General features: G+C 70.8%; 16 protein-coding genes and 6 pseudogenes. 12 read left to right on the top strand and 10 right to left on the bottom strand.

Annotated features, from left to right (window positions below):
- Positions 1-113 precede the first annotated feature (113 nt).
- From JF597_RS16430 to JF597_RS16410, 5 genes are read left to right on the top strand one after another with little or no spacing between them, the layout of a single operon-like run.
- A complete protein-coding gene (locus JF597_RS16430; protein ID WP_293994958.1) occupies positions 114-1439 on the top strand; it encodes an extracellular solute-binding protein in 1326 nt (441 codons plus the stop codon).
- Positions 1440-1441: 2 nt separating this feature from the next.
- Positions 1442-2440: a carbohydrate ABC transporter permease gene (locus JF597_RS16425; protein WP_293994955.1), complete on the top strand. Its 999-nt coding sequence runs from the start codon at positions 1442-1444 to the stop codon at positions 2438-2440.
- Positions 2437-3297 carry a carbohydrate ABC transporter permease gene (locus JF597_RS16420; protein WP_293994952.1) on the top strand — a complete coding sequence of 287 codons (861 nt, stop codon included), beginning with the start codon at positions 2437-2439 and terminating at the stop codon, positions 3295-3297. Before JF597_RS16425 ends, JF597_RS16420 begins: the two co-directional genes overlap by 4 nt.
- 59 nt (positions 3298-3356) lie before the next feature.
- Positions 3357-4640 carry a 6-phospho-beta-glucosidase gene (locus tag JF597_RS16415; protein WP_293994950.1) on the top strand — a complete coding sequence of 428 codons (1284 nt, stop codon included), beginning with the start codon at positions 3357-3359 and terminating at the stop codon, positions 4638-4640.
- Positions 4633-5634: a BadF/BadG/BcrA/BcrD ATPase family protein gene (locus tag JF597_RS16410; RefSeq protein ID WP_293994948.1), complete on the top strand. Its 1002-nt coding sequence runs from the start codon at positions 4633-4635 to the stop codon at positions 5632-5634. Before JF597_RS16415 ends, JF597_RS16410 begins: the two co-directional genes overlap by 8 nt.
- A 165-nt stretch (positions 5635-5799) precedes the next feature.
- Here the strand turns inward: JF597_RS16410 and JF597_RS16405 are convergent, their stop codons facing one another.
- Complete coding sequence (locus JF597_RS16405; protein ID WP_293994945.1) at positions 5800-7719, bottom strand: cellulase family glycosylhydrolase; 1920 nt, start codon at positions 7717-7719, stop codon at positions 5800-5802.
- Between the two features lie 73 nt (positions 7720-7792).
- Entirely contained in the window at positions 7793-8497 is a 705-nt protein-coding gene (locus JF597_RS16400) for an alpha/beta fold hydrolase (RefSeq protein WP_293994942.1), read from the bottom strand.
- Positions 8498-8655: 158 nt separating this feature from the next.
- On the opposite strand from JF597_RS16400, the gene JF597_RS16395 reads away from it, so the two are divergent.
- On the top strand, positions 8656-9345 hold the full coding sequence (locus JF597_RS16395; protein ID WP_293994939.1) for a DUF6215 domain-containing protein: 690 nt from the start codon (positions 8656-8658) through the stop codon (positions 9343-9345).
- Positions 9346-9434: 89 nt separating this feature from the next.
- Here JF597_RS16395 and JF597_RS16390 read toward each other — a convergent pair whose 3' ends face one another.
- Entirely contained in the window at positions 9435-10037 is a 603-nt protein-coding gene (locus JF597_RS16390; protein ID WP_293994936.1) for a hypothetical protein, read from the bottom strand.
- 70 nt (positions 10038-10107) lie between these two features.
- On the opposite strand from JF597_RS16390, the gene JF597_RS16385 reads away from it, so the two are divergent.
- Both JF597_RS16385 and JF597_RS16380 read left to right on the top strand, forming a co-directional pair.
- Positions 10108-10692, top strand: coding sequence for a TetR/AcrR family transcriptional regulator (locus tag JF597_RS16385; protein ID WP_293994933.1), 585 nt, complete (start codon positions 10108-10110; stop codon positions 10690-10692).
- A 257-nt stretch (positions 10693-10949) separates the two neighbouring features.
- A complete protein-coding gene (locus JF597_RS16380; protein ID WP_293994931.1) occupies positions 10950-11414 on the top strand; it encodes a PaaI family thioesterase in 465 nt (154 codons plus the stop codon).
- An 80-nt stretch (positions 11415-11494) separates the two neighbouring features.
- Here JF597_RS16380 and JF597_RS16375 read toward each other — a convergent pair whose 3' ends face one another.
- Together JF597_RS16375 and JF597_RS16370 are read right to left on the bottom strand one after the other, a co-directional pair.
- Positions 11495-13525, bottom strand: a complete 2031-nt coding sequence (locus tag JF597_RS16375; RefSeq protein WP_293995105.1) for an NAD(+) synthase — start codon at positions 13523-13525, stop codon at positions 11495-11497.
- 539 nt (positions 13526-14064) lie between these two features.
- A pseudogene (locus JF597_RS16370) lies at positions 14065-15266 on the bottom strand (IS110 family transposase).
- A gap of 367 nt (positions 15267-15633) precedes the next feature.
- Here JF597_RS16370 and JF597_RS16365 point away from each other — a divergent pair.
- On the top strand, positions 15634-16668 hold the full coding sequence (locus tag JF597_RS16365; RefSeq protein WP_293994929.1) for an IS110 family transposase: 1035 nt from the start codon (positions 15634-15636) through the stop codon (positions 16666-16668).
- Between the two features lie 347 nt (positions 16669-17015).
- Here the strand turns inward: JF597_RS16365 and JF597_RS16360 are convergent, their stop codons facing one another.
- The 3 genes and pseudogenes from JF597_RS16360 to JF597_RS16350 all read right to left on the bottom strand — a co-directional run bounded on the left by JF597_RS16360 (position 17016) and on the right by JF597_RS16350 (position 18927).
- Positions 17016-18128: an IS110 family transposase gene (locus JF597_RS16360; RefSeq protein WP_293994926.1), complete on the bottom strand. Its 1113-nt coding sequence runs from the start codon at positions 18126-18128 to the stop codon at positions 17016-17018.
- Positions 18129-18320: 192 nt separating this feature from the next.
- Positions 18321-18656 (bottom strand): annotated as a pseudogene (locus JF597_RS16355) (IS110 family transposase); the annotation flags it as partial.
- Between the two features lie 67 nt (positions 18657-18723).
- Positions 18724-18927, bottom strand: a complete 204-nt coding sequence (locus JF597_RS16350) for a hypothetical protein (protein WP_293995115.1) — start codon at positions 18925-18927, stop codon at positions 18724-18726.
- Here JF597_RS16350 and JF597_RS16345 point away from each other — a divergent pair.
- Positions 18914-19105, top strand: a pseudogene (locus tag JF597_RS16345) (IS630 family transposase); the annotation flags it as partial. The gene JF597_RS16350 and the pseudogene JF597_RS16345 sit on opposite strands and share 14 nt — an antisense overlap.
- Positions 19106-19279: 174 nt before the next feature.
- Here JF597_RS16345 and JF597_RS16340 read toward each other — a convergent pair.
- Positions 19280-19525: pseudogene (locus tag JF597_RS16340) on the bottom strand (IS630 family transposase); the annotation flags it as partial.
- Between the two features lie 69 nt (positions 19526-19594).
- Between JF597_RS16340 and JF597_RS16335 the strand changes: the two are divergent.
- Positions 19595-19709, top strand: a pseudogene (locus JF597_RS16335) (IS630 family transposase); the annotation flags it as partial.
- A gap of 389 nt (positions 19710-20098) precedes the next feature.
- Positions 20099-20317, top strand: a pseudogene (locus JF597_RS16330) (helix-turn-helix domain-containing protein); the annotation flags it as partial.
- Positions 20318-20359: 42 nt separating this feature from the next.
- Here the strand turns inward: JF597_RS16330 and JF597_RS16325 are convergent.
- The gene (locus JF597_RS16325) at positions 20360-20656 is read right to left on the bottom strand and encodes a transposase (protein WP_293995102.1); all 297 of its coding nucleotides are present in this window, start codon (positions 20654-20656) and stop codon (positions 20360-20362) included.
- Between the last annotated feature and the right edge of the window lie 182 nt (positions 20657-20838).

The following is a 20838-nucleotide window of genomic DNA, read 5'->3' as shown; positions in this document are numbered from 1 at the left end:
GCCGCTTCGGGTCACCGGGCATTGCCGTGCCCGTCGACCGACGACCGATCCGTCACCCAGGGAATCCCGTCTCCGAGGAAGGACGATCAGTGTTCAAACCTACCACCGGGGCCGTGTCCGCCACGGCTGCCGCAGTGCTGCTGCTGGCCGGCTGCACATCCACCGGGCCCTCGTCGTCAGAACCCGACACCGCCATCTCCGCGGGCGCCTCGCACCAACCCACCACCGTCACCGTCTGGACCTTCAACCACCTCCCCAACGAGGTGGCCGCGTTCAAGGCGACCCTGAACCGGCTCCACAGCACGTACCCGTGGCTGACCGTGAAGTTCGTGCCGAACAAGGACGACGCCGCCTACGCCAAGGCGGTCGCCGCTGGCGATCCCCCCGACGTCTTCATCAGCTCCGCACCCGACAACGTGGCCAAGTTCTGTTACAACGGGACGGTCGCCGACATAGGTCCCTACCTCACCTCCGCCAAGATCGACACGGCGAGGACCTTCCCGGCCGCGACCCTCGCCTACACCCGCTACCAGGGCAAGCAGTGCGCCCTGCCACTGCTCACCGACGCCTTCGCGCTCTACTACAACAAGCAGATGTTCAAGGCGGCCGGCATCACCAGGCCGCCCACCACCCTCGCCGAACTCACCGCCGACGCGAAGAAGCTGACCGTCAAGAATTCGGACGGCTCGATCAAGACCTACGGCTTCGTGCCCCGCTCCGACTACGACGTCAACCGGTACCTGTTCACCGGCGCGCACAGCGGCACCGAGTTCTACGGCAAGGACGGAAAGACCACCTTCGCCTCCGACGCCACGTGGCAGCAGCTGCTGAAGTGGGACCAGGACCTGATCGGCTACTACGGCGAGGCGAACGTCCAGAAGTTCGTCGGCCGTTACCAGCCGCACGCCGACGACGCCGGCAACCCGCTGCTGACCGGCGCCGCGGCCATGGAGTACGACGGCGAGTGGCACGTCGGCGAGATCGCCTCGGAGAAGAAGGACTTCGACTACGGCGTGGTGCCGATGCCGGTGCTGGACAACTCGTCGGGCACCTACGGCGCGGGCAGCACCCTCGGCACGGTCGCCTACCTGTCGGCGGGCTCGCGGCACAAGCAGGAGGCGTTCTTCGCACTCCAGCAACTCACCACCGACACGACCTTCCTGAACACCCTTGCGGACACGGTCTACAACATCCCGACCACGTTCGCCGCGCTCAAAGCCTGGGACAAGCGGAACGACCCGCACTGGAAGCCGTTCGTCGACGTCTTCGAGAACAAGCACTCCACCTACAAGACGCTCACCCCGGCCGGCATCGAGGACATGGACACCTGGCGGGCGTTCCTCCTCGACTACGAGCAGGGCAAGGTGAGCAGCGCCGCGAGCGGTCTCGCCGGGGTCGGGAAGAAGATCGACGACCTCAACTCCGAGAGCGGGCAGTAGAGATGACGACCGTTCTCGCCCCCGTCGGCGAGGCCCCGGGCACCGCGCGCACGCGCGCCGCCCGGGGCGGGCGGCGGCGCGCGAGCGGCGCCCGCTGGTGGGTCGTGCTCGCCTTCCTGTCCCCGTTCGTCATCGGGTTCTGCGTCTTCGTGCTCTACCCGGTGGCCGCCACGCTCTACTACTCGCTCACCGACTTCCAGGCCGGCTCCTACCGCCCGGTGCAGTTCGTCGGACTGCGCAACTACCGCGCCCTGTTCACCCAGTCCGACACCTTCTGGGTGGCCGTGCGCAACACCCTGTGGATGGTCGTCGTCATGGTGCCGCTGCGCACCGCCTGGGCCATGTTCACCGCCTGGGTGATCATCCGGGTCAAGCGCGGCCGGGCCGTGTACCGCACGCTGTTCTTCCTGCCGTCGATGGTGCCCGTGGTGGCCGCAGCCCTGTCGTTCATCGTGCTGCTCAACCCGGTCGGCCCGCTCGACCGGATGCTGGGCTGGGTGGGCATCGACGGCCCCGGCTGGTTCTCCGACCCGGCCTGGTCCAAGCCCAGCCTCGTCCTGATGGCGCTGTGGGCGAGCGGCCACGTCATGGTGATCTTCTCCGCGGCCATGCTCGACGTGCCCCGTGAGCTGTACGAGGCCGCCGAACTCGACGGCGCGGGCACGCTGCAGAAGTTCCGCAGCGTCACCCTCCCGGCGATCTCCCCGGTGATCTTCTTCGCGCTGCTCACCGGGATGATCTACACCTTCCAGTACTTCACGGAGGCGTTCGTCGCCTCCAGCTCCGCGAACGCCACCTCGTCCAGCAACGACCTGATCGGCTACCCCGCCAACTCGCTGCTGTTCTACTCGACCGAGCTGTACCGGCAGGGCTTCGCGTACTTCAAGACCGGCTACGCCTCGGCCATGGCCTGGCTGCTGTTCCTCGTCATCTTCGCGGCGACCGTGGTCTTCATCCGCGCCTCGCGCCGCTTCGTGCACTACTCGGGCGGTGGCCGATGAGCACTGTTCCCCTGACCAGGCGGCCCCGTGCCGGGCGCCGCGCGCTGTACGTGATCGCCGAGCACGCGCCCGCCGTCGCCGTCGCGCTCTGCTTCCTCCTCCCGCTGACGATCGGCGTGCTCACCGCGTTCATGACCCAGCACCAGGCCGGCACCGGCTCGCTGTGGCCCTCGCCCTGGGAGTTCGGCAACTTCGGCGAGGTCTTCAAGGCCATGCCGTTCGGCCGTGACCTGCTCAACACCATGCTCTACGCCGGGCTGTCCACGATCGGGGTGGTCGTCTCCTCGGTGCCCGTGGCCTACGCGCTGGCCCGGCTGAAGTGGCGCGGCCGGGAGGCGGTCTTCCTCGTCGTCCTCGCCGCGATGATGATCCCGGCCCAGGTCACCAGCCTGCCGCTGTACGTCATGTACGCCCACGCCGGCTGGATCGGTACGCTCAAGCCGCTCATCGTGCCGTCGTTCTTCGGCGACGCCTTCAGCATCTTCCTGCTGCGCCAGTTCTTCCTCACGATCCCGGACGAGTTCACCGAGGCGGCCCGGGTGGACGGCGCGGGCGAACTGCGCATCCTTCTGCGGGTGCTGATCCCCATGGCCCGCCCGGCGATCGCCGCGGTCGGCCTGTTCGCCTTCCTCTACGCCTGGAACGACTTCTACAACCCGCTGCTCTACACGGGCAACAGCGACACCGGCCAGACCCTCGCGGTGGCCCTCAGCCAGCTCGCCAAGAACGGGCACCAGAACGCCTATCAGCTCCAGATGGCGGCCTCGCTGATGTTCCTGCTGCCGGTCCTGGTGCTGTTCTTCCTGGCGCAGAAGGTCTTCGTCGAGGGCATCGCGCTGACCGGCGTCAAGGGCTGAGCCCTCCGGGGCCGACCTCCCGGGGCCGAGCCGCCCCCACCTCTCTCACAGGAGTACGAGTGAAGATCACCGTTGTCGGCGGTGGCAGTACCTACACGCCCGAACTCATCGAGGGCTTCGCCCGGCGCGCCGATGTGCTGCCGGTCGACGAACTCGTCCTGCACGACACCGACGCCCAACGCCTCACCGTCATCGGCGCGCTGGCCCGCCGCATCCTCGCCCGCCAGGGCTTCCCCGGCCGGCTGACCACCACGACCGACCTCGCCGAGGCGGTCGACGGAGCCGCCGCGGTCCTGATCCAGCTGCGGGTGGGCGGGCAGACCGCCCGGCTGGTCGACGAGACCCTGCCGAACCGGTTCGGTCTGCTCGGCCAGGAGACCACCGGGCCCGGCGGCTTCGCCAAGGCCCTGCGCACGGTGCCGGTGGTGCTCGACATCGCGGAGGAGGTACGCCGCCGGGCCCGGCCCGGCGCCTGGATCGTCGACTTCACCAACCCGGTCGGCATCGTCACCCGAGCCCTGCTCGACGCCGGCCATCGCGCGGTCGGCCTGTGCAACGTGGCGATCAAGTTCCAGCGGCAGCTGGCCGCCCGGCTCGGCACCGACCCCGGCCGGGTGCGCCTCGGCCACGCGGGCCTCAACCACCTGTCCTGGATCCGCTCGGTCACCGTCGACGGCGTGGACCGCCTGCCGGAACTGCTGGACGGGCCCGCCCTCGACGAACTCGCCGCGGAGATCCGCGTCCCCGCCGGGGCCCTGCGCGACCTCGGCGCCATCCCCTCCTACTACCTCCACTACTTCTACTGCACGGAACACGAGGTCCGTGCCCAGCAGGCGGGCGGTCACCGCGCCGAGCGGGTCCTCGCCATCGAGCAGGAACTGCTCACCCTCTACGCCGACCCCGCCCTGGACCACAAGCCCGACCTGCTGGAGCAGCGCGGCGGGGCCTACTACAGCGAGGCCGCGGCCGCCCTGGTCACCAGCCTGCTCACCGGCGACGGCGCCCATCACTACGTCGACGTCCGCAACGACGGCCTGCTGGCCGGGCTGCCCGACGAGGCCGTGGTCGAAGTGGCCGCCGACGTCGACACCGACGGGCCGCACCCGGTGCCCGTACCGCCGTTGCCGCCCGAGATGCTCGGGCTGGTCCAGGCGGTCACCGCCTACGAGACGCTCGCGATCGAGGCGGCCCTGACCGGGGACCGCACGGTGGCCCGGAGGGCGCTGGTGGCCAACCCCCTCGTCCGCGAATGGGGGCTTGCCGCCGCGCTCCTCGACGCCCTGCTGGCGGCCAACCGCGCCCATCTGCCCCGGTTCTTCGCGAACGAGGCCGCCGATGCCTGAGCTGGTGGTGGGCGTCGACGGCGGGAACTCCAAGACCGACCTCGTCCTCGCGGACACCGAGGGCCGGCTGCTGTCCTGGGTACGCGGCGCGGGCACCCGCCCGCACGCCGAGGGCATGGAGACCACCACCGAACGGCTCGCCCGCCTCGGCCGGCACGCGCTCGCACAGGCGGGTCTGCCCGCCACCACCCCGGTCCTGGTCGGCGCGTACTTCCTCGCGAACGTCGACCGCCGGGCCCAGGAGCGGCTGGCGCTACGGCAGTTGACCGCACGGGGCGTTGCGGACCAGGTCCTGGTCCGCAACGACACCCTCGCCGTCCTGCGGGCTGGCGCGCCGGACGGCTGGGGGGTGGCGGTGGTGTCCGGCGCCGGCATCAACGCCGCCGCCGTCCGCCCCGACGGCCGCTCGGCCCGGTTCCTCTCCCTCGGCGACATCACCGGGGACTGGGGCGGCGGGCTCGCGGTCGCCCGGGCCGGTCTCGGCGCGGCGGTGCGCGCGGGCGACGGACGGGGGCCGGCCACCCGGCTGCGCCGGGAGCTGCCGGTGCCCTTCGGTGTCGGCAGCGTGGAGGCCGTCGCGCTGGCCGTGAGCGCCGGCGAGATCCCGATGACCGCGCTGCACGGCCTGGCACCCGTGGTCTTCGCGACCGCCGAGAGCGGCGACGCCGTGGCGCGGGGCATCGTGGAACGCCTCGGGGACGAGATCGTCGCCATGGTCACCGCGTTGCTCCGCCGCCTGCGGCTGCTGCGCACCCCGACCCCGGTGGTCCTGGGCGGTGGCACCCTGCAGAACGACCAGTTGCTGCTCCGGGACCACATCGCCGCCCGCCTCACCGTCGAGGCACCGCTGGCCCGCCCCCGGGTCCTCGACGTGGCCCCGGTCGCGGGCGCGGTGGCCCAGGCGCTGGTGACCGCGGACGCCCCCATCGACGCACAGAACCGCCTCCGCAAGACCATCGCCGCCCGAAGACCACCGGCCGTCACCGCCGACTGACCGCCCGGAAAACGGGAGACGTGCCGTCGTGTCCGTGCCCGCGGCGGCGGTCGGCAGCCTTGCGTCGTCGGACGGCTGCTGCTTGTCGCATGACCGCGGCGAACGCGGGCACGGACACGACGGCAGTGTGCACCGGTGGCGCTTGGGCTGCGCTGACCACTCTCGTCAGGACGGCAGCGGCACGCACAGCACGGCGGCCGGTCCCTGTGCGCTGCCGACCCGGGTGGTGAAGGCGACGCCCGCGATGAACTCGCCGGCGGCGCACTGGCCCTTGTAGGCGCCGTATGCGAAGTCGTCGCCCGCTCCGTCGGCGGGGCGGTTGTCGGAGCGGTCGAACCACACCGTCCGGCCGCTCGCGCGCAGCGCGGCGGACGCGGGTGCGCACAGCACCGCTGACACCCGCTCCCCGCGGCGGCTGTAGCCGATGACGAACTGGCCGGCCGGGCACTGCAGTTTGGTGTACCCGGACGCCCAGTCGCCGCCCGCCGGGAACCGTTCGTCGGTGACCACCGTCTGGGCGTTGCCCGTGGCGCGCAGGTCCCCGGCGGTCGCGTCGGTGCACAGACCGCGTCCTCCGGAGTGCGCGAGACCGATCAGCCGCAGCCCGTCCGGGCAGACCGCCTTGTAGGCGCCCGAGTCCCAGTCGCCGCCCGCCCGCACGCGCAGGGACTCGACCTGGTCGCCGTGGTCCGTGGACAGCATGCGCCACGTCGTCCCCGGTCCCACGTACCCGGTGCGCCCGGCGGAGCTCATGAGGTGGTGCCAGGCGGTGGCCCGCCAGTCGCCTCCGTCGAGGATGCCGGACCGGTGCCCGGAGCCGTCGTAGCTCAGCAGCGCCCAGTCGTCGTGGCCCGCCCAGCCGACCAGCGGCCAGTAGGCGAAGTCGGCGTCCTGGTCGGCGAAGTAGTCGGTGATGTTGCCGAACCAGGTGCGGGCGGCCGTGCCCGTCTCGTTCGCCCCGATGCCGAACTCGCTGATCCAGACCGGCGCGGTGTAGTGCCTGCCCTCGGCGGTGACGAAGAAGGCCTCGTCGGCGAGGGCCTGGTACAGCTCGTCGCGGGTCAGGTCCTGGTAGCGGGGGTCGCTGGCCTCGCCGATGCCGGTGGCGCCGCTGTGCCGGGGGCCGGTGTAGCCGTAGAAGTGGGCCGAGTAGACCAGCTTGTGGGCGTCGACGAGCGTGTGGGAGAGGGTGCGGACGGGGGTGAGCATGGGGCGGCCGTGGGGGAGTCCGTCGACCGGCAGACCGGTCCAGTTGATGCCCTCGACGACGATGAGGAGGTTCGGGTTCGCCTCGGTGAGGATGCGGTCGCCGGCGAGCTGGGCCGCCGCGTACCAGTCGTGGCCGTCGCCCAGGCCCCAGTTGGGATCGTCGAGCACGTCCCGGCGTACCTCGTTGTAGAGATCGGCGCCCACGACACGGGGGTTCGCGGCGTAGCGGCGGGCCATGAAGACCCAGTCGTCGGCCCACTGCTGGGTCGACTGGCTGCTGTTCCACCGCTCGTTGCCGTCGACGCCGCAGCACCAACGGGAGGTGTTGGTGTGGTTGTTGAGGATGACGGCGAAGCCCGCGCCGGTGAGGGCGGTCACGACGGCGTCGTAGACCTCCAGCGGGGTCCTGCCGCGCAGCTGCGGGTTCGCGGTGACCGCGGTGTCCGGCACCGGGGCCGTCGTGTGGATCATCTCGTTCGAGAACGGCAGCCGGATGCTGTTGATGCCCAGGGCCTGGAAGTCCGAGACGAGCTGGGACAGGGGCGCGCGGTCCAGGCCGAGGGGGATGCCGTAGGAGTCCTGGCCGGCGTGGTGGTTCGCGGGATCGGTGCTGCTTCCGCTGCCCGTCCAGGAGCCCTGTGCGCCGTCCCAGTTGGCGGCCTCGAGGCGGAAGCGGTTGCCGTCGGCGTCGACGATGTAGCGCCCCCGGGTGGACAGCGGGGGCTGCCAGGTGCCGGTGGCCTGCGCGGCCGGTGCCTGGGCGGCGGGCTGTGCGGACTGCGGCCCGGCGGTGGCCGGGGCGGTGCCGGAGAGGGCGAGAACCAGGAGCGTGACTGTCAGGTACGTGACAATCTGGAACGGTCGTGCGATCGGCATCGGCAGTCCTCTGGGTGGATGTCCCGTGCGGGTGGGTGTCCCATGGGGGCGAGGCACCTTACCAGGGTGCGGATCAGCGCAGAAGCGGCTCGTCCGACGCGCAGGCCTCGGCCGTCCATCCGTCGAGGTCGCGTTCGGGGCGCAGCAAACGCCTGATGGCGGCCGCCGAGGCGCGGTGCCAGTCACGGCTGCGGCGGAGCATCGCGTGCTCGCCGCCGCTGAGCAGCACCATCCCCGCCTGTGCACCGGCGCCGCGGGCCTGCCGTACGTACGCGGCCGAGTCGGCGGGAGCGGTGGTCCGGTCGCGGTCCCCGTGCAGGACGACGATCCTCGTGCCGGTGAGATCGTCCACCGGGTCGCCGGGCGGACACCAGGGGGCCAGCGCGAGCACCCCGCGCACCGCGGGATCGGCCGCCGCGCGCAGCGCCGCCCGGCCGCCCATGGAGTGGCCGACCAGCACCACGGACGCGTCACCGGCCAGGCCGCGCAGCTCGTCGAGCGCGCGCAGCGTGTCCTGGAGCGGGTCGGCGGCGTCGTTCCAGCCCTGACAGCGGTAGCGCACCTGGCCGATCAGCACGTCGCGGGGGGAGGAGACCGAAGCGGCGGCGCTGAGGAAGGGACGCATGCGCAGCGCGGCCGGCTGCCAGGAGCGCGCCGGGCGGAGTCCGTTCTCCTGCCCGCCGTGCAGGACGAGCACCGCGGCACGGGTCCGCTCCCGCGGCCTGCGACGCACCACCAGCGCGCTCCCGCCCGCCTCGACGACCCGTCCGTCGGTCATCGCGCCCCCCTGTTTCCTCCGGCTCGCAGCGTGCTGCCGCCATCAAACACTCCCGGAGGATTCCCCTGCCACCGAGAGGCATGTGCGGCGCGTGCCTTCCCCGTGAACATCAGTTAGGCTCCCTCGCGCACAGGGGACGCACAGCGGGGGTAGGGGACATGACCGAGGGCTTCGCCGAGCCCGAAAAGGACGGCAGACCGGGGCTCCAGGTGATCGCGGCGGTGGCGTTGTTCGCGGTCGTGGTGGGTGCGCTGTGGGCGCAGAAGGAGTTCGTCCACCAGAAGGACACGGCGAGCGGACCGGCGGCCTGCTCGAAGCCGGACGACCATCTGCCGGCCCGCTATGTCTCCGGCGCCCGGTTGTGCAAGGCGCTCAACCGCCCGGACCTCCCGGCCCTGCTGGGGACCTCGCACGAGCAGGCCGAGACCGCCGGCGGCAGCGGCGAGTGGCTCACGCTCGCCGGCGGCACGAAGATCGCCGAACCAGAGGCCACGGTGACCCTGGAGACGTACTCCGTGAAGCTGACGGCGTCGTACGACCGCATGACCGTCGCCACGGCGGGCGACCTGATGGGCGACGCCCGCAGGACGACGGTCCTCGGGCACCCCGCCGTCCTCTACTCCAGCCCGAACATCTCCATCGGATTCAACCTCGGCGGTGGCAAGGCGAGCACGGGCCCCGGCGGCACCGCGCGCTGCCTCCTGGTCTCCAAGCACGGCAAGGACGACGGCAGGGGCACGTTCGAGGTGGCGCTCTGGCGCCAGGACGACGTACCGCCGGACGACACCGCCCTGGCCCGGGTCGCGGAGCAGGTGCTGCCGACCGTCCCCGGCTGGAACGGGCACTGACGGGTCGGGGGAGGGGGCACGCGCACCGCCGGGCCGCCCGCAGCTCCGGGCGGCCGGCGGCGGCACCGTACCGACGCCGGGTCAGTTCCTCACGGTGCGACGGTCGTCGTGGAGACGAGGCTGCCCGCCGAGGGCACTGACGGCAGTGCGGGCACGGCGCCGAGGAGGCCGGTGATCGCGTCGAGGATGGGGGCCAGCAGTCCGGTGACGGCGCCCAGCACCCCGCCGAGATCGAGTGAGGTCAGCGAGCCGAGCAGGCTGTTGACGGCGGCCTGGATCGCGTTCACCAGGTCGGAGACGGGGTCGGCCGCCCGGGGTGCGGCCCGGTGCACGCGGTCGGTGGCGCCGGCGTCCAGGTGCCGCAGCCGTTCCTGGACCGTGTTGCTCCACTCCCGCAGAGCCTTCGCGTAGGCGGCGGCCCGGGCGGGGTCGATGCGGGTGCCCTGCGCCGCGGCGAGGCGGGGCAGCGTGTCCAGCAGGGGCGCCAGGGCGCGGTCGTACCGGGTCGAGTCGATCCCGTCGATCCGGTCGAGGAGGGTGGCGAGGTCGGTGCCGGGCTCCAGAGCCGTCTGCGCGACGCCGGGTCCCGTCGCTTCTCGTCCGGCGTCGGCGGCGGCAGCGGAGGCCGCCGCCGGGCCGAGGACCAGGGCGGCACAGACCCCGTCTCCGCTCTTGCATGTTCTATGGCACACACCATAAGTTACCCTTGCGTAAAGATGTGATGTGTGTCCATGAGCACGCCGGAGAGGCGGTGGTGGTCGCATGAGTCCGCGCAGGAGCGACAGCCGGGAGCGGATGCTGCGCGGCGCCGCCGAGCTGCTGCGCGAATACGGCGCCGGCGCCACCAGCATCGACCGGGTCCTCGCCCGCACCGGCGCCCCCCGGGGCTCGGTCTACCACCACTTCCCCGGCGGCCGGGCACAACTGGTCGAGGAGGCGGTGAACCGGTCCGGTGACCACATGACGAGGCGGATCGACGCGGCCATGGAGGCCGACGACCCGGTGGCGGCGGTCGACTCCTTCGTCGCACTGTGGCGGGAGCGGCTGACGGAGAGCGGCTACCGCGTCGGCTGCCCGGTAGCGGCCGTGGCCGCGGAGACCAACGACGAGGCACCCCAGCTGGCCCGCTCCGCAGCCGCCGTCTTCGCCCGCTGGCAGCAGGCCCTGGCCGCGCACTTCACCCGGCACGGTCTCCCGCAGCCGCGCAGCACCCGGCTGGCCGCCTTCGTCATCGCCGCCCTCGAAGGCGCCGTCATCATGTGCCGTGCCGAGCAGACCACCGCACCGCTGGACGCGGCCGCCGCCGAACTCCGCGACCTGCTGACCCACGCCTTCAGCGACCGGTGACGATCTGCCGACACACGCCTGCCACGACCGGTGACGACCTGCCGGGCCCAGGCCTGCCACGACCGGTGACGACCTGCCGGGCCCAGGCCTGCCACGACCGGTGGCGACCTGCCGGGCCCACGCCTGCCACGACCGGTGACGACCTGCCGGGCCCACGCCTGCCACCACCGGTGACGACACCTGACGACCACTGCGGCCCGCTGCCCCGAGAGCGGCGGACCGGCCCGCACCACCACCAGCACACCGAGGAGCCACCCGTGTCCACCACCGACCTCGCCGCCCTGTCAGGCCTCGAACTGATGCGCTGGATACAGTCCGCGCCGCCGACCGACTCCGCGCCCCCCTCCATCGGCCGGCTGCTCGGCATGCGCTTCGACGAGGTGGAGCACGGCCGCATGGTCATCTCGCTCGACACCCGCCCCGACTTCGCCAACCCCCTGGGCATCGTCCACGGCGGCATCGCGGCCACCCTCCTCGACTCCGTGATGGGCTGCGCCGTACACACCACCCTGCCCGCCGGCGTCGGCTACACCACCCTCGAACTCAAGGTCAACTACATCCGCGCCGCCCACACCGGGGGCCAGACCCTCACGGCCGAGGGGAACGTCATCCATGCCGGCCGCTCCACCGCCACGGCCGAAGGAAAGGTGTTCGACGAGCGCGGGAAACTGATCGCCCACGCGACCACCACCTGCCTCATCATGCGACCGGCCGGTGACTGACGGCAGCGCCCGCCCACGCGCGGAGCCCCGCACCCGGTCCATCGGGTGCGGGGCTCCCCGCGTGACAGGCCGGCCGGCGCTTACTCGGGGACGCGGGCCAGATCGTGCAGCCAGGCCTTCGCCGAACTGTCCGACGGAGCACGCCAGTCGCCGCGCGGGGAGAGCGAGCCGCCCGCCGAGACCTTCGGCCCGTTGGGCATCGCCGAGCGCTTGAACTGGGCGAAGGCGAAGAAGCGGCGGCAGAAGTAGTCGAGCCAGTGCCGGATCTCCGCCAGGTCGTACGTCTTGCGCTCGCCCTCGGGGAAGCCGGGCGGCCACGCGCCCGCCTCCCGGTCGTGCCAGGCGTGCCAGGCCAGGAAGGCGATCTTCGACGGCCGGAACCCGTGCCGCAGCACCTGGTAGAGGGTGAAGTCGTGCAGGGCGTACGGGCCGATCTTCGACTCGGTGGACTGCAGTTCCTCACCCGGCACCAGCTCCGGGCTGATCTCGGTGTCGAGGATCGCCGCGAGGGTCCTGCCCGTCTCCGCGTCGAACTGCGCACTGCTGATGACCCAGCGGATCAGGTGCTGGATCAGCGTCTTCGGCACCCCGGAGTTGACGTTGTAGTGGCTCATCTGGTCGCCGACGCCGTACGTCGACCAGCCCAGCGCCAGCTCCGACAGGTCCCCGGTGCCCAGGACGATGCCACCGCGCTGGTTGGCCAGCCGGAACAGGTAGTCGGTGCGCAGACCGGCCTGGACGTTCTCGAAGGTCACGTCGTAGACCGGCTCGCCGGCGGCGAACGGGTGGCCCATCTCCTGGAGCATCAGCCGCGCGCTCGGCGTGATGTCCAGTTCGGCCGCCGTCACGCCGAGCGAGTTCATCAGCCGGTGGGCGTTGCCCTTGGTGTGCTCGCCGGTCGCGAAACCCGGCAGGGTGAAGGCCAGGATGTCGCTGCGCGGACGGCCCGCGCGGTCCATGGCACGGGCGGCGACGATCAGCGCGTGTGTGGAGTCGAGGCCGCCGGACACGCCGATGACGATCTTCGGGCCGCCGATCGCCGCCAGCCGCTGCTGGAGCGCGGCGACCTGGATGTTGTACGCCTCGTAGCAGTCCCGGGCCAGCCGCTCCGGGTCGGCCGGGACGAAGGGGAAGCGCTCCACCCGGCGCCGCAGCCCGAGGTCGGCCGTCGGCGCATCGAGCCGGAAGGCGATGGTCCGGAAGCCGCCGGTGCGGGCCGCGTGGGTACGGCGGTTGTCGTCGAACGAACCCATCCGGGCCCGCTCCTGCCGCAGCAGGTCCAGGTCGACGTCGGCCACCGCGTACTGGTCGTCGAGCGGGAACCGGTCCGTCTCGGCCAGCAGCGCGCCGTTCTCGTAGATCATGGTCTGGCCGTCCCAGGACAGGTCCGTCGACGACTCGCCGAGCCCGGCCGCCGCGTAGACGTACGCGGCGAGGCAGCGCTGCGACGCGGAGCGGCACAGCAGCTTCCGGTCCTCCGCCCGGCCGACCGTGATGGGGCTGCCCGAGAGGTTGACCAGCACGGTGGCGCCGGCCAGCGCCGCCTCCGCGCTCGGCGGCACCGGCACCCACATGTCCTCGCAGATCTCGGCGTGCACCACGAGACCGGGGACGTCCTCCGCCTCGAACAGCAGGTCCACCCCGAACGGCACGCTCTCGCCGCCGATCCGGATGGTGCCGCCCCGCTCGTCGTCGCCGGCGGCGATCTGGCGCCGCTCGTAGAACTCCCGGTAGTTCGGCGGGTACGACTTGGGCGCGACCCCGAGGATCCGGCCGCGGTGCACGAACACCGCGCAGTTGTAGACGCGATTGCGGTGCCGCAGCGGGGCGCCGACGACGAGGACCGGCAGCAGACCGGCCGAACCGTCCCGCACCGCCTCGACGGCCTCCTCGGCCTGGTCGAGCACCGCGTCCTGGAGCAGCAGGTCCTCGATCGAGTAACCGGTCAGGCCGAGCTCCGGGAAGACCGCCAGCGCGACGCCCTCCTCGGCACAGCGGCGGGCCTGCCGCAGCACCGCCTCGGCGTTGGCGCGCGGGTCGGCGATGACGGTGTGGCCCGTGCACGAGGCGACGCGCGCGAAACCATGCTCATAGATCGACCAGAAGTTCAACGGGGCTTCCTCGGGAGAGACGGACACGGTGCGGATGCCGGACAGGGGGCGCCGCCGTACCCCGGCACCCTCTCCGCCGACGGTCTGGCGAACGTCCTGCCCCCAGCAGCATAGATCGCCACGCGATCCGGGCTGATCAGGGCTTCTGCGGGGGCCGCGCGCAGATCCACCGCGCACGGCGGGTCACAGGGGCAGGTTGCCGTCAGGGCCGCGGCCATCCGGCGGGCTGGGGCCTCGGGAGCCGTCCGAGTCGGCGTGGACCGCGCCGGTCTCCCGGATGCGGCGTCGGCCGTCCGGCAGGATTTGCCTGGCGGGCGGCGTCCGGCCGAAGTCCGTCGTGTGGCCCTGCCGTTGGCGTCGCAGCTGGTTCCGGTTGACCATACAGGGGAGCGTGGAGCGTAGGGCCTGCTCGCCGAGGTCCGTCCGGGGCTGCGGGGCGTCCACGGGTTCCGGGGTGATCTCGGCGTCCAGCTGCGCAGGATTACGTCCCCCCAGCCGTGCCGGAGCACGGCCGGGGGGGGGTGCCTCTATGTCTTTCGTCAAGCGAGGCGTGGGGTTCGGGGTTCGTAGAAGGTGCCGTCGCGGAGCATGGCGAACAGGACGCTGATGCGGTGGCGGGCGAGGCGGAGGAGGGCCTGGGTGTGGGTCTTGCCGCGGGCTCGGCATTGGTCGTAGTAGGTGCGGGAGGCGGGATCGTGGAGGGCGGCGAACGCGGACAGAAACATCGCGCGTTTGAGCTGCCGGTTGCCGCCTCTGGGCGCGTGTTCGCCGTGGATCGAGGTCCCCGACGATTTCGTGGTCGGGGCGAGGTGGGCGTAGGAAGCGAGGTGGGCGGCGGTGGGGAAGCTGGTGCCGTCGCCGACGGTGACCAGCAGCGTGGCGGCGGTCCTGACCGCGATCCCCGGCATGGAGGTCAGGACTTTGGAAAGAGGGTGTGCCTCCAGCAGGGCGCTGATCTGGGCTTCTGTGGCCCGGCGTTGTTCGTGGACGGCGCCGAGCGAGCGGGCCAGGGAGGGGACCACGATGTCGAGGGTGCCGGTGCCCGGGACCACGGCGGTCTGCTCGTCGAGTGCCTCGAAGATGTCGTCGATCAGCCGGGCAGCCATGCGCGGGGCCTTCGGGCGGACTACCTCGACCAGCCTGCGGCGTCCGGCCTTTCGCAGCGCGGCCGGGGATGCGTAGCGTTCCAGCAGCCAGGTCACAGCCTGGTGGTCCAGGCGCGGGCCGGGGCCCGCTCAAGGCTGGGGTGGAACTGGGTGAGCAGGCCGCGGATCCGGTTGGAGGTGCGGGTGGCCTCGGCCGCCGGGTCCTGGTCGAAGCCGACGAGGGCGGTGAGCTCGGCGGTGATCTCGTCGGTCAGTTCCAGCGAGCGCGGGGTGTGCGGCATGGTGCGTGCCGCGTCCGCGATCACCGCGGCGTCCTTCGCGTCGGTTTTCGCCTCGCCGGGGTAGAGGTCGGCGATCCGCCGCATGGACAGGCCGGGCAGGTGGGCGACCTTGCAGCCGGTGTCCCGGGCGGCCGTGAGCGGGAGGGCACCGATGGAAGCGGGCTGGTCCACCACGACGAGGACGGTGCCGAAGTTGGTCTTCAGTTTCTCGAAGACCTCCCGCAACTTCGGTTCGCTGTTGGGCAGCTGCTTGTCGAAGACCTTCTTGCCCGCCGGAGTCAGCCTGTGCCCGTGGTGGGCGCTCTTGCCGACGTCCAGACCGAGGAAGACGCCTATCTCGTCGCTGTCGTTCAAGCCGTCCTCCCGAACGGATGTCATGCGTGCTGGCCTGGGCGTTGGCGTCGTGCGCGCATCCACGTTATGCAGACCTGCCGCCCGCAAGCGGCCGGGCGTTGCGCCGGGCCAGGCGGTAGTCGGACCTCTGACTTGTTGAATCGGACCCAGACGCGCGGTCTGCAGCCGTAGCGTCCAGGGTGCCGACCGGCACGGGCTCGCGTGACCTCATGCCGCCCCAACTCGGGCTGGCTCATGATGAGTTTGCCGCCGCCGGCCGGCACCCGCGCGGTGTGGCTCGACAGAGGCGTGACCAATGGACGCTGAGACTTCAAGTCAGAGTGCCCACCGCACCCATCCCATCCCGTTCGACCTGGGCAAGGTGCACGTGATCACTATCGGTATCGACCCCCACAAGTCGTCCCACACCGCCGTCGCCGTCGACGCCGCAGGACACCAGCTCTCCCAGCGGCGCTTCGTCGTCAACGCAGGGACCGTCCGACAGCTGATGCGCTGGTGCGAGCGGTGGCCCGAGCGCCACTTCGCGGTCGAGGGAGCCAAGGGACTCGGTCGCAGCCTCGCCCAGCAGCTGGCCTCCGCCGGCGAGCACGTGGTGGACGTGCCCTCCACCCTCTCCGCCCGGGCCCGGCTCCTGGCCACCGGCGGAGACCGCAAGACCGACGCGGCCGACGCCCTGCACGTCGCCCAGGTCGCCCTCTTCCGGCACGACCTGCACAAGGTCGAACCGGAAGACCAGTCGACGATCCTGCGGCTGCTGACCGAGCGGCACGACGACCTGGTCAACGAACGCACCCGCATCATCAACCGGCTCCACGCCGTGCTGCGGGACCTGCTGCCCGGCGGTGCCCCCACCCGCCTGTCCGCGGAGAAGGCCGCCGCCCTCATGAAGGGCATCCGCCCAGCCACCGCCACCGATTGCTGCCGCCGTGACCTCGCTCGGGATCTTCTCGCCGACCTGCGACGCGTCGACCGGCAAGTCCGCGACAACGAAGCCCAGATGCACAACGCGCTAGCCGCCGCCCGCACCACGCTGACCGCCCTCCCCGGCCTGGGCACCGTGCTCGCAGCCAAGCTCCTCGGACACGTAGGCGACGTCACACGCTTCGCCACCGAGCACCACTTCGCCAGCTACACCGGCACAGCACCCCTGGACGCCTCCAGCGGCAAGAACACCCGCCACCGCCTCAACACCGGAGGCAACCGCGCGCTGAACTGCGTGCTGCACATCATCGCGGTCTGCCAGATACGCGACGGCGGCCGAGGCCAGGACTACTACCTGCGGAAAATCGCCGAAGGCAAGACGCCTTCGGAGGCCCGCAGAGCTCTCAAACGACGCCTGTCGAACGTCGTCTACCGCACCCTCAAACGCGACCGCCACAGGACTCTTCCTGCGGCCGCTTGACACACAGAGGCACTCATCAGCGTCTCCAACGGCGCCTCTCGGGCCCGGTGACACCACCCCCCAGGTCATCGGTTCGACAGGGGGGAACAGTCATGCCGGGCCCGGAGGCCAGCGGCCCTCTTGCAGGACCGCGGAAAACATAACGGGGGTGCCTCTATGAAGCTTCTATGTCCCGTCAACTCCCAATTCAGCCGCGGCGGCGTTGTTGAGATGACGGTAGGGGCGTCGGGCGAGGTAGCGTTTGAGTCCTCTGAGCCAAGTCAGGTGGCTTTGAGGCGTTGGGCGGCGGGGTGGCTGTCGGGGTCGTAAGGGGTGGCGTTGTGCCAGCAGGCCCATATGACACGGAGTCATGCGCGGGCGACGATCCGGGTGGCGTGCGGATTGCGTTTTCCACGTGCCCGGGCCTTTGCATAGAGGCTGGCGGCCCAGGGTGACTGCATGCGGGAGTTGTGAGCGAAGGCAGTGATGGCTTTGCGGGCACGTGTGGTGGCAGCCCACTGGAAGTAGACACCGTGTGACTTCCCTGATGCCTTGGTTACCGGCGCGGCTTTGCACTCGGCGGCGGCCTGTTCGGCGGACTCGACGCGGTCAGGGACCGGGCCGACCTCGGCGAGCAGCTGCGCGAGGTTGATGGTTCCCACGCCAGGCAACTCGGCGAGGAGGAGGGCCCGAGGGTGCGTGGCAAGACGGCTTTTGATGGTCGTCTCGAGCTGGGCGATGGTTGTCTGCAGACTGCGCAGGAGCTGGACGTGCGCGGTGATGAGGGCGGTGAGGACGTCGGCGGGGAGGCTGACGGGGGCGATGGGAGCGGAGCGGAGCCGGGCCAGTAGTGCGGATGCCGGCTTGCCGCCGCGGTAGGCATGACGCTTGCAGAAGGCGGCCATGCGGGCTTCGCCGAGTCGGGCGGCGGACTGCGGGGTGGGGTAGTCGGTCAGGAAGTTCAGGGCACTGTCGGAGACGAGCGAGCAGAACAGGTTCTTGGGTCCGGGCCAGTGCTGTTCGAGCAGGGCACCGAGCTGGTTGCCGGCGGCCGTGCGTGCGCGAACGTGGTCGTCGCGCAGGCGCACCAGGGCTTGGAGTTCTCGCAGGCCGCTGTCGACAGGCACGAGGCGGCGCAGGCGGTGGCCGTCGGTACGCAGGTAGTCCGCGAGTTTGTAGCTGTCACCGGGATCGGATTTGGCGCCGGAGGCGCCCCATCGAGGTCGGGCGGCGTGGAAGGCAGTGGGGTGCACGGGCACGACCGGATGTCCGGCCTCGAGCAAGCGGTCGACGATCAGCCCGCTGGAACGTTCGATGATGACGGGCAGTTCAGCCGGGGTGCCGTGGCTGGGCAGTCGGGCCAAGGCGGCCGAAAAGTCGTCTTCGCTGTGCTCGAAGGCCCAGTGGTCGATCACGGTTCCGCGGTCGTCAATGACGGTCACGTCGTGGCTGGCGCTGGCCCAGTCCCATCCGACGAACATCAATCCCGTCCCTTCTGGGGGAGTTGGTGGTCGACTCCACAGGTGGTGGCGAGACCCGGCTGCCGGTTCCTCATTGTTCGGCCCTCGGTGGGGCATGTCCTTGACGCCGGTCTGGGGCCTCGGCGTGTCAGGGGCGGCAATACTCAAACTGGCCGTCGAGCGCGGCACGGCAACGAGGCCGTCCACCAACACTCACCAAGGAGTCACGGCCCATGGATTGGGCCGCGGCATCGATACTTCCCCAATGAGGCAGCGGCGGATCTCGCGGTCTGTCTTGCCTTCGGTTCGCCGTCGGTCAACGTAGGCGCGGGTTTGCGGGTGATGCACCATGCGGACCATCGCGATGACGTTCAGAGCTCGGTTGAGACGCCTGTCGCCGCCGCGATTGAGGCGGTGGCGAGTGGTGTTGCCCGAGGAGGCGGGGATGGGGCTCACTCCGGCGAGGGCGGCGAACGCGGCCTCGTCACGGACCCGTCCCGGGTGGGACCAGGCGACCAGGGCGGTGGCAGCGGTGACGGGGCCGATCCCTCGGCCTGTCCGACGAGCCGCCGGCCCGGCGTCCCCCGGGAGATCACCGACGCGGACGTCGAGCGGGTCATAGGGCTGGCTCTACCTCGCCTGCCGGCTGGACCTGGCCACCCGCGAGGTGGTCGGCTATGCCATGGCTGACCACCACCGCGCCGAACGCGCCGTCAGTGCCCTGGACAATGTCGAGCTTGATCAGGAACTTCTTGAACTCGGCGGCGCGGTGGCGCCGGTGCAGCGAGCCGATCACCTTCCCGGGGTTCGCCGAGCTCACGCAGAAGAAGCTCAAGCGAGGCGTTCACCGCTCCGTCCAAGCCTTGGAACGGGACATCCGCAGCTGGCTCGCCGACTGGAACGAACACCCCAGGCCGTTCATCTGGACCAAGACCGCCGACGAGATCCTGGACAAAGTAGCCGCCTACTGCCGACGAATCTCCGACTCAGGTCACTAGCCGATCACCCTGCTGTGCCGGGTGCTGCACATGGCCCGCTCCTCCTGCTGTGCCTGGCGCGAGGGCGAAGCGCCCCGCTGCAGGCGCCGGGTCCCGGCGACGCACTCGCGCACGAGATCACCGTGCTGCAGGTCGACCAGTGGGCCGCGTTCTTCGGCTTCTCCTCCAGCGTCTCATCGGCAGCACGGGCTGGGACCGGTCGAGGGCCTGGATCTGGGACTTCTCGTCCACGCAGAGGACCAGAGCCTTCTCCGGCGGATCGAGATACAGGCCCACCACGTCTCGGACCTTGTCGATGAACAGCGGGTCCGTGGACAGCTTGAACGTCTGCGACCGGTGCGGCGCCAGTGCGAAGGCCCGCCAGATCCGGGAGATAGCCGACTGCGACATGCCCGTGGCCGCCGCCATCGACCTTGGTGACCGTCTTGCCCGAGGAGTCAGCGAGCGCGGTCGCGTCCCGCTTGAACTCCTCGATGTACCGCTTCGTGTCCTGCTGACCTTGATGTCCATCTGATCCTGGACAACTAACGTCACCCACAAGACGCCTGCAGTCAAGCAGTGGCTGTTGGCGTACCCGCGGTTCCGTCTCCACTTCACACCGACCCCGGAACCCAAAACGGGTCGGCGACATCACCTACCTGCCCACCGCCGGGCGACTTCCAGCGCGGCGAACAGGGTCGTGGTGCCGGCCCGGACGTAGTCGTGACTGCGGCGTTCGGGAACTCGACATCAGCTGGGAGTCCCTGCGCGGCTGGTACCGCAAGACCAAGGCCGACCGGGGCGGGGGCCAGAGCGGCGAGCTGACCGGTGCCGAGCGCGAGGAACTGCGGCGGCTGCGCAAGGAGTACCGCGAACACCAGCAGACGATCGAGATCCTGAAAAAAGCGACCGCCTTCTTCGTGAAGAGAACGACCGGTGAGCGAGCTGTACCGGTTCATCCATGCGGAGAAGGCGAACTAGTGACCTGAGTCGGAGATTCATCGTTGGTTCGGTATGAGTCGTCCGGGTCCGACGATTCCGCCGTTGTCGGTGACCGATGCCCAGCGGGCCGTGCTGGAGGGGTGGGTGCGTCGCCGGACGACGGCCCAGGCTCTGGCCCAGCGGTCACGGATCGTGCTGGAGTGCGCCGACGGGCACTCGATCATGGAGGTGTCGCGTCGGCTGCGGGTCACTCCGGACACGGTCCGCACCTGGCGGCGGCGCTTCCTCGAACGGGGCCTGTGCTTTCCACCTTGTGCTACTTCCTCTGGAACCTCAGGCCCCAGTCTCCAGGTGTCCACGATCAAGAAGAAGCTTCATCGCGTGTTCCTCCTCGAGCTCGCGGACCTTCTTGCGCAGAGCGGCGTTCTCCGCCTCCAGCGGTGTCGGCTGCTCGACGGGTGCCTGCGCCCGGTGTCCCCGCGGCCGGCTCGCGTCGGCCGCCCGTACCCAGTTCCGCAAGGTTTCGGGGTTGATCCCCCAATCGGCAACGACTTGCCGGATCGTCGCCTCGGGCCGCGACTGGTACAGCACGACCGCGTCCGCCTTGAACTGCGGCGGATAGTTCTTCATCACCACGAGATGTCCGTCCTCAGATCCCCAGGATCCAGTGTCTCGTGTGTCCAAGATCAAGGGGCAAGGCCCAAGGCCGGGTAGTTAAGGGATTTTCGCTGGTGGCAAGGGGTTTCGGCATCGGTCGCAACGCGGGCAACGGGATCGGCGGTGATCAGATAGTCCGCCAAGACTGCTGATGA

Source organism: Streptomyces sp., from assembly GCF_019510245.1.
In the GTDB taxonomy this organism is placed as follows: Bacteria; Actinomycetota; Actinomycetes; order Streptomycetales; family Streptomycetaceae; genus Streptomyces.
The sequence above is the reverse complement of the archived record's forward strand: the minus strand, read 5'-3'. Positions and strand labels throughout refer to the sequence as shown.

Excerpts from the sequence above, each read along its gene's own strand:
- JF597_RS16425 (WP_293994955.1), top strand. The coding sequence starts at position 1,442 with ATGACGACCGTTCTCGCCCCCGTCGGCGAGGCCCCGGGCACCGCGCGC.
- JF597_RS16420 (WP_293994952.1), top strand. The coding sequence starts at position 2,437 with ATGAGCACTGTTCCCCTGACCAGGCGGCCCCGTGCCGGGCGCCGCGCG.
- JF597_RS16410 (WP_293994948.1), top strand. The coding sequence starts at position 4,633 with ATGCCTGAGCTGGTGGTGGGCGTCGACGGCGGGAACTCCAAGACCGAC.
- JF597_RS16405 (WP_293994945.1), bottom strand. The coding sequence starts at position 7,719 with ATGCCGATCGCACGACCGTTCCAGATTGTCACGTACCTGACAGTCACG.
- JF597_RS16400 (WP_293994942.1), bottom strand. The coding sequence starts at position 8,497 with ATGACCGACGGACGGGTCGTCGAGGCGGGCGGGAGCGCGCTGGTGGTG.
- JF597_RS16395 (WP_293994939.1), top strand. The coding sequence starts at position 8,656 with ATGACCGAGGGCTTCGCCGAGCCCGAAAAGGACGGCAGACCGGGGCTC.
- JF597_RS16385 (WP_293994933.1), top strand. The coding sequence starts at position 10,108 with ATGAGTCCGCGCAGGAGCGACAGCCGGGAGCGGATGCTGCGCGGCGCC.
- JF597_RS16360 (WP_293994926.1), bottom strand. The coding sequence starts at position 18,128 with ATGTTCGTCGGATGGGACTGGGCCAGCGCCAGCCACGACGTGACCGTC.
- JF597_RS16325 (WP_293995102.1), bottom strand. The coding sequence starts at position 20,656 with ATGAAGAACTATCCGCCGCAGTTCAAGGCGGACGCGGTCGTGCTGTAC.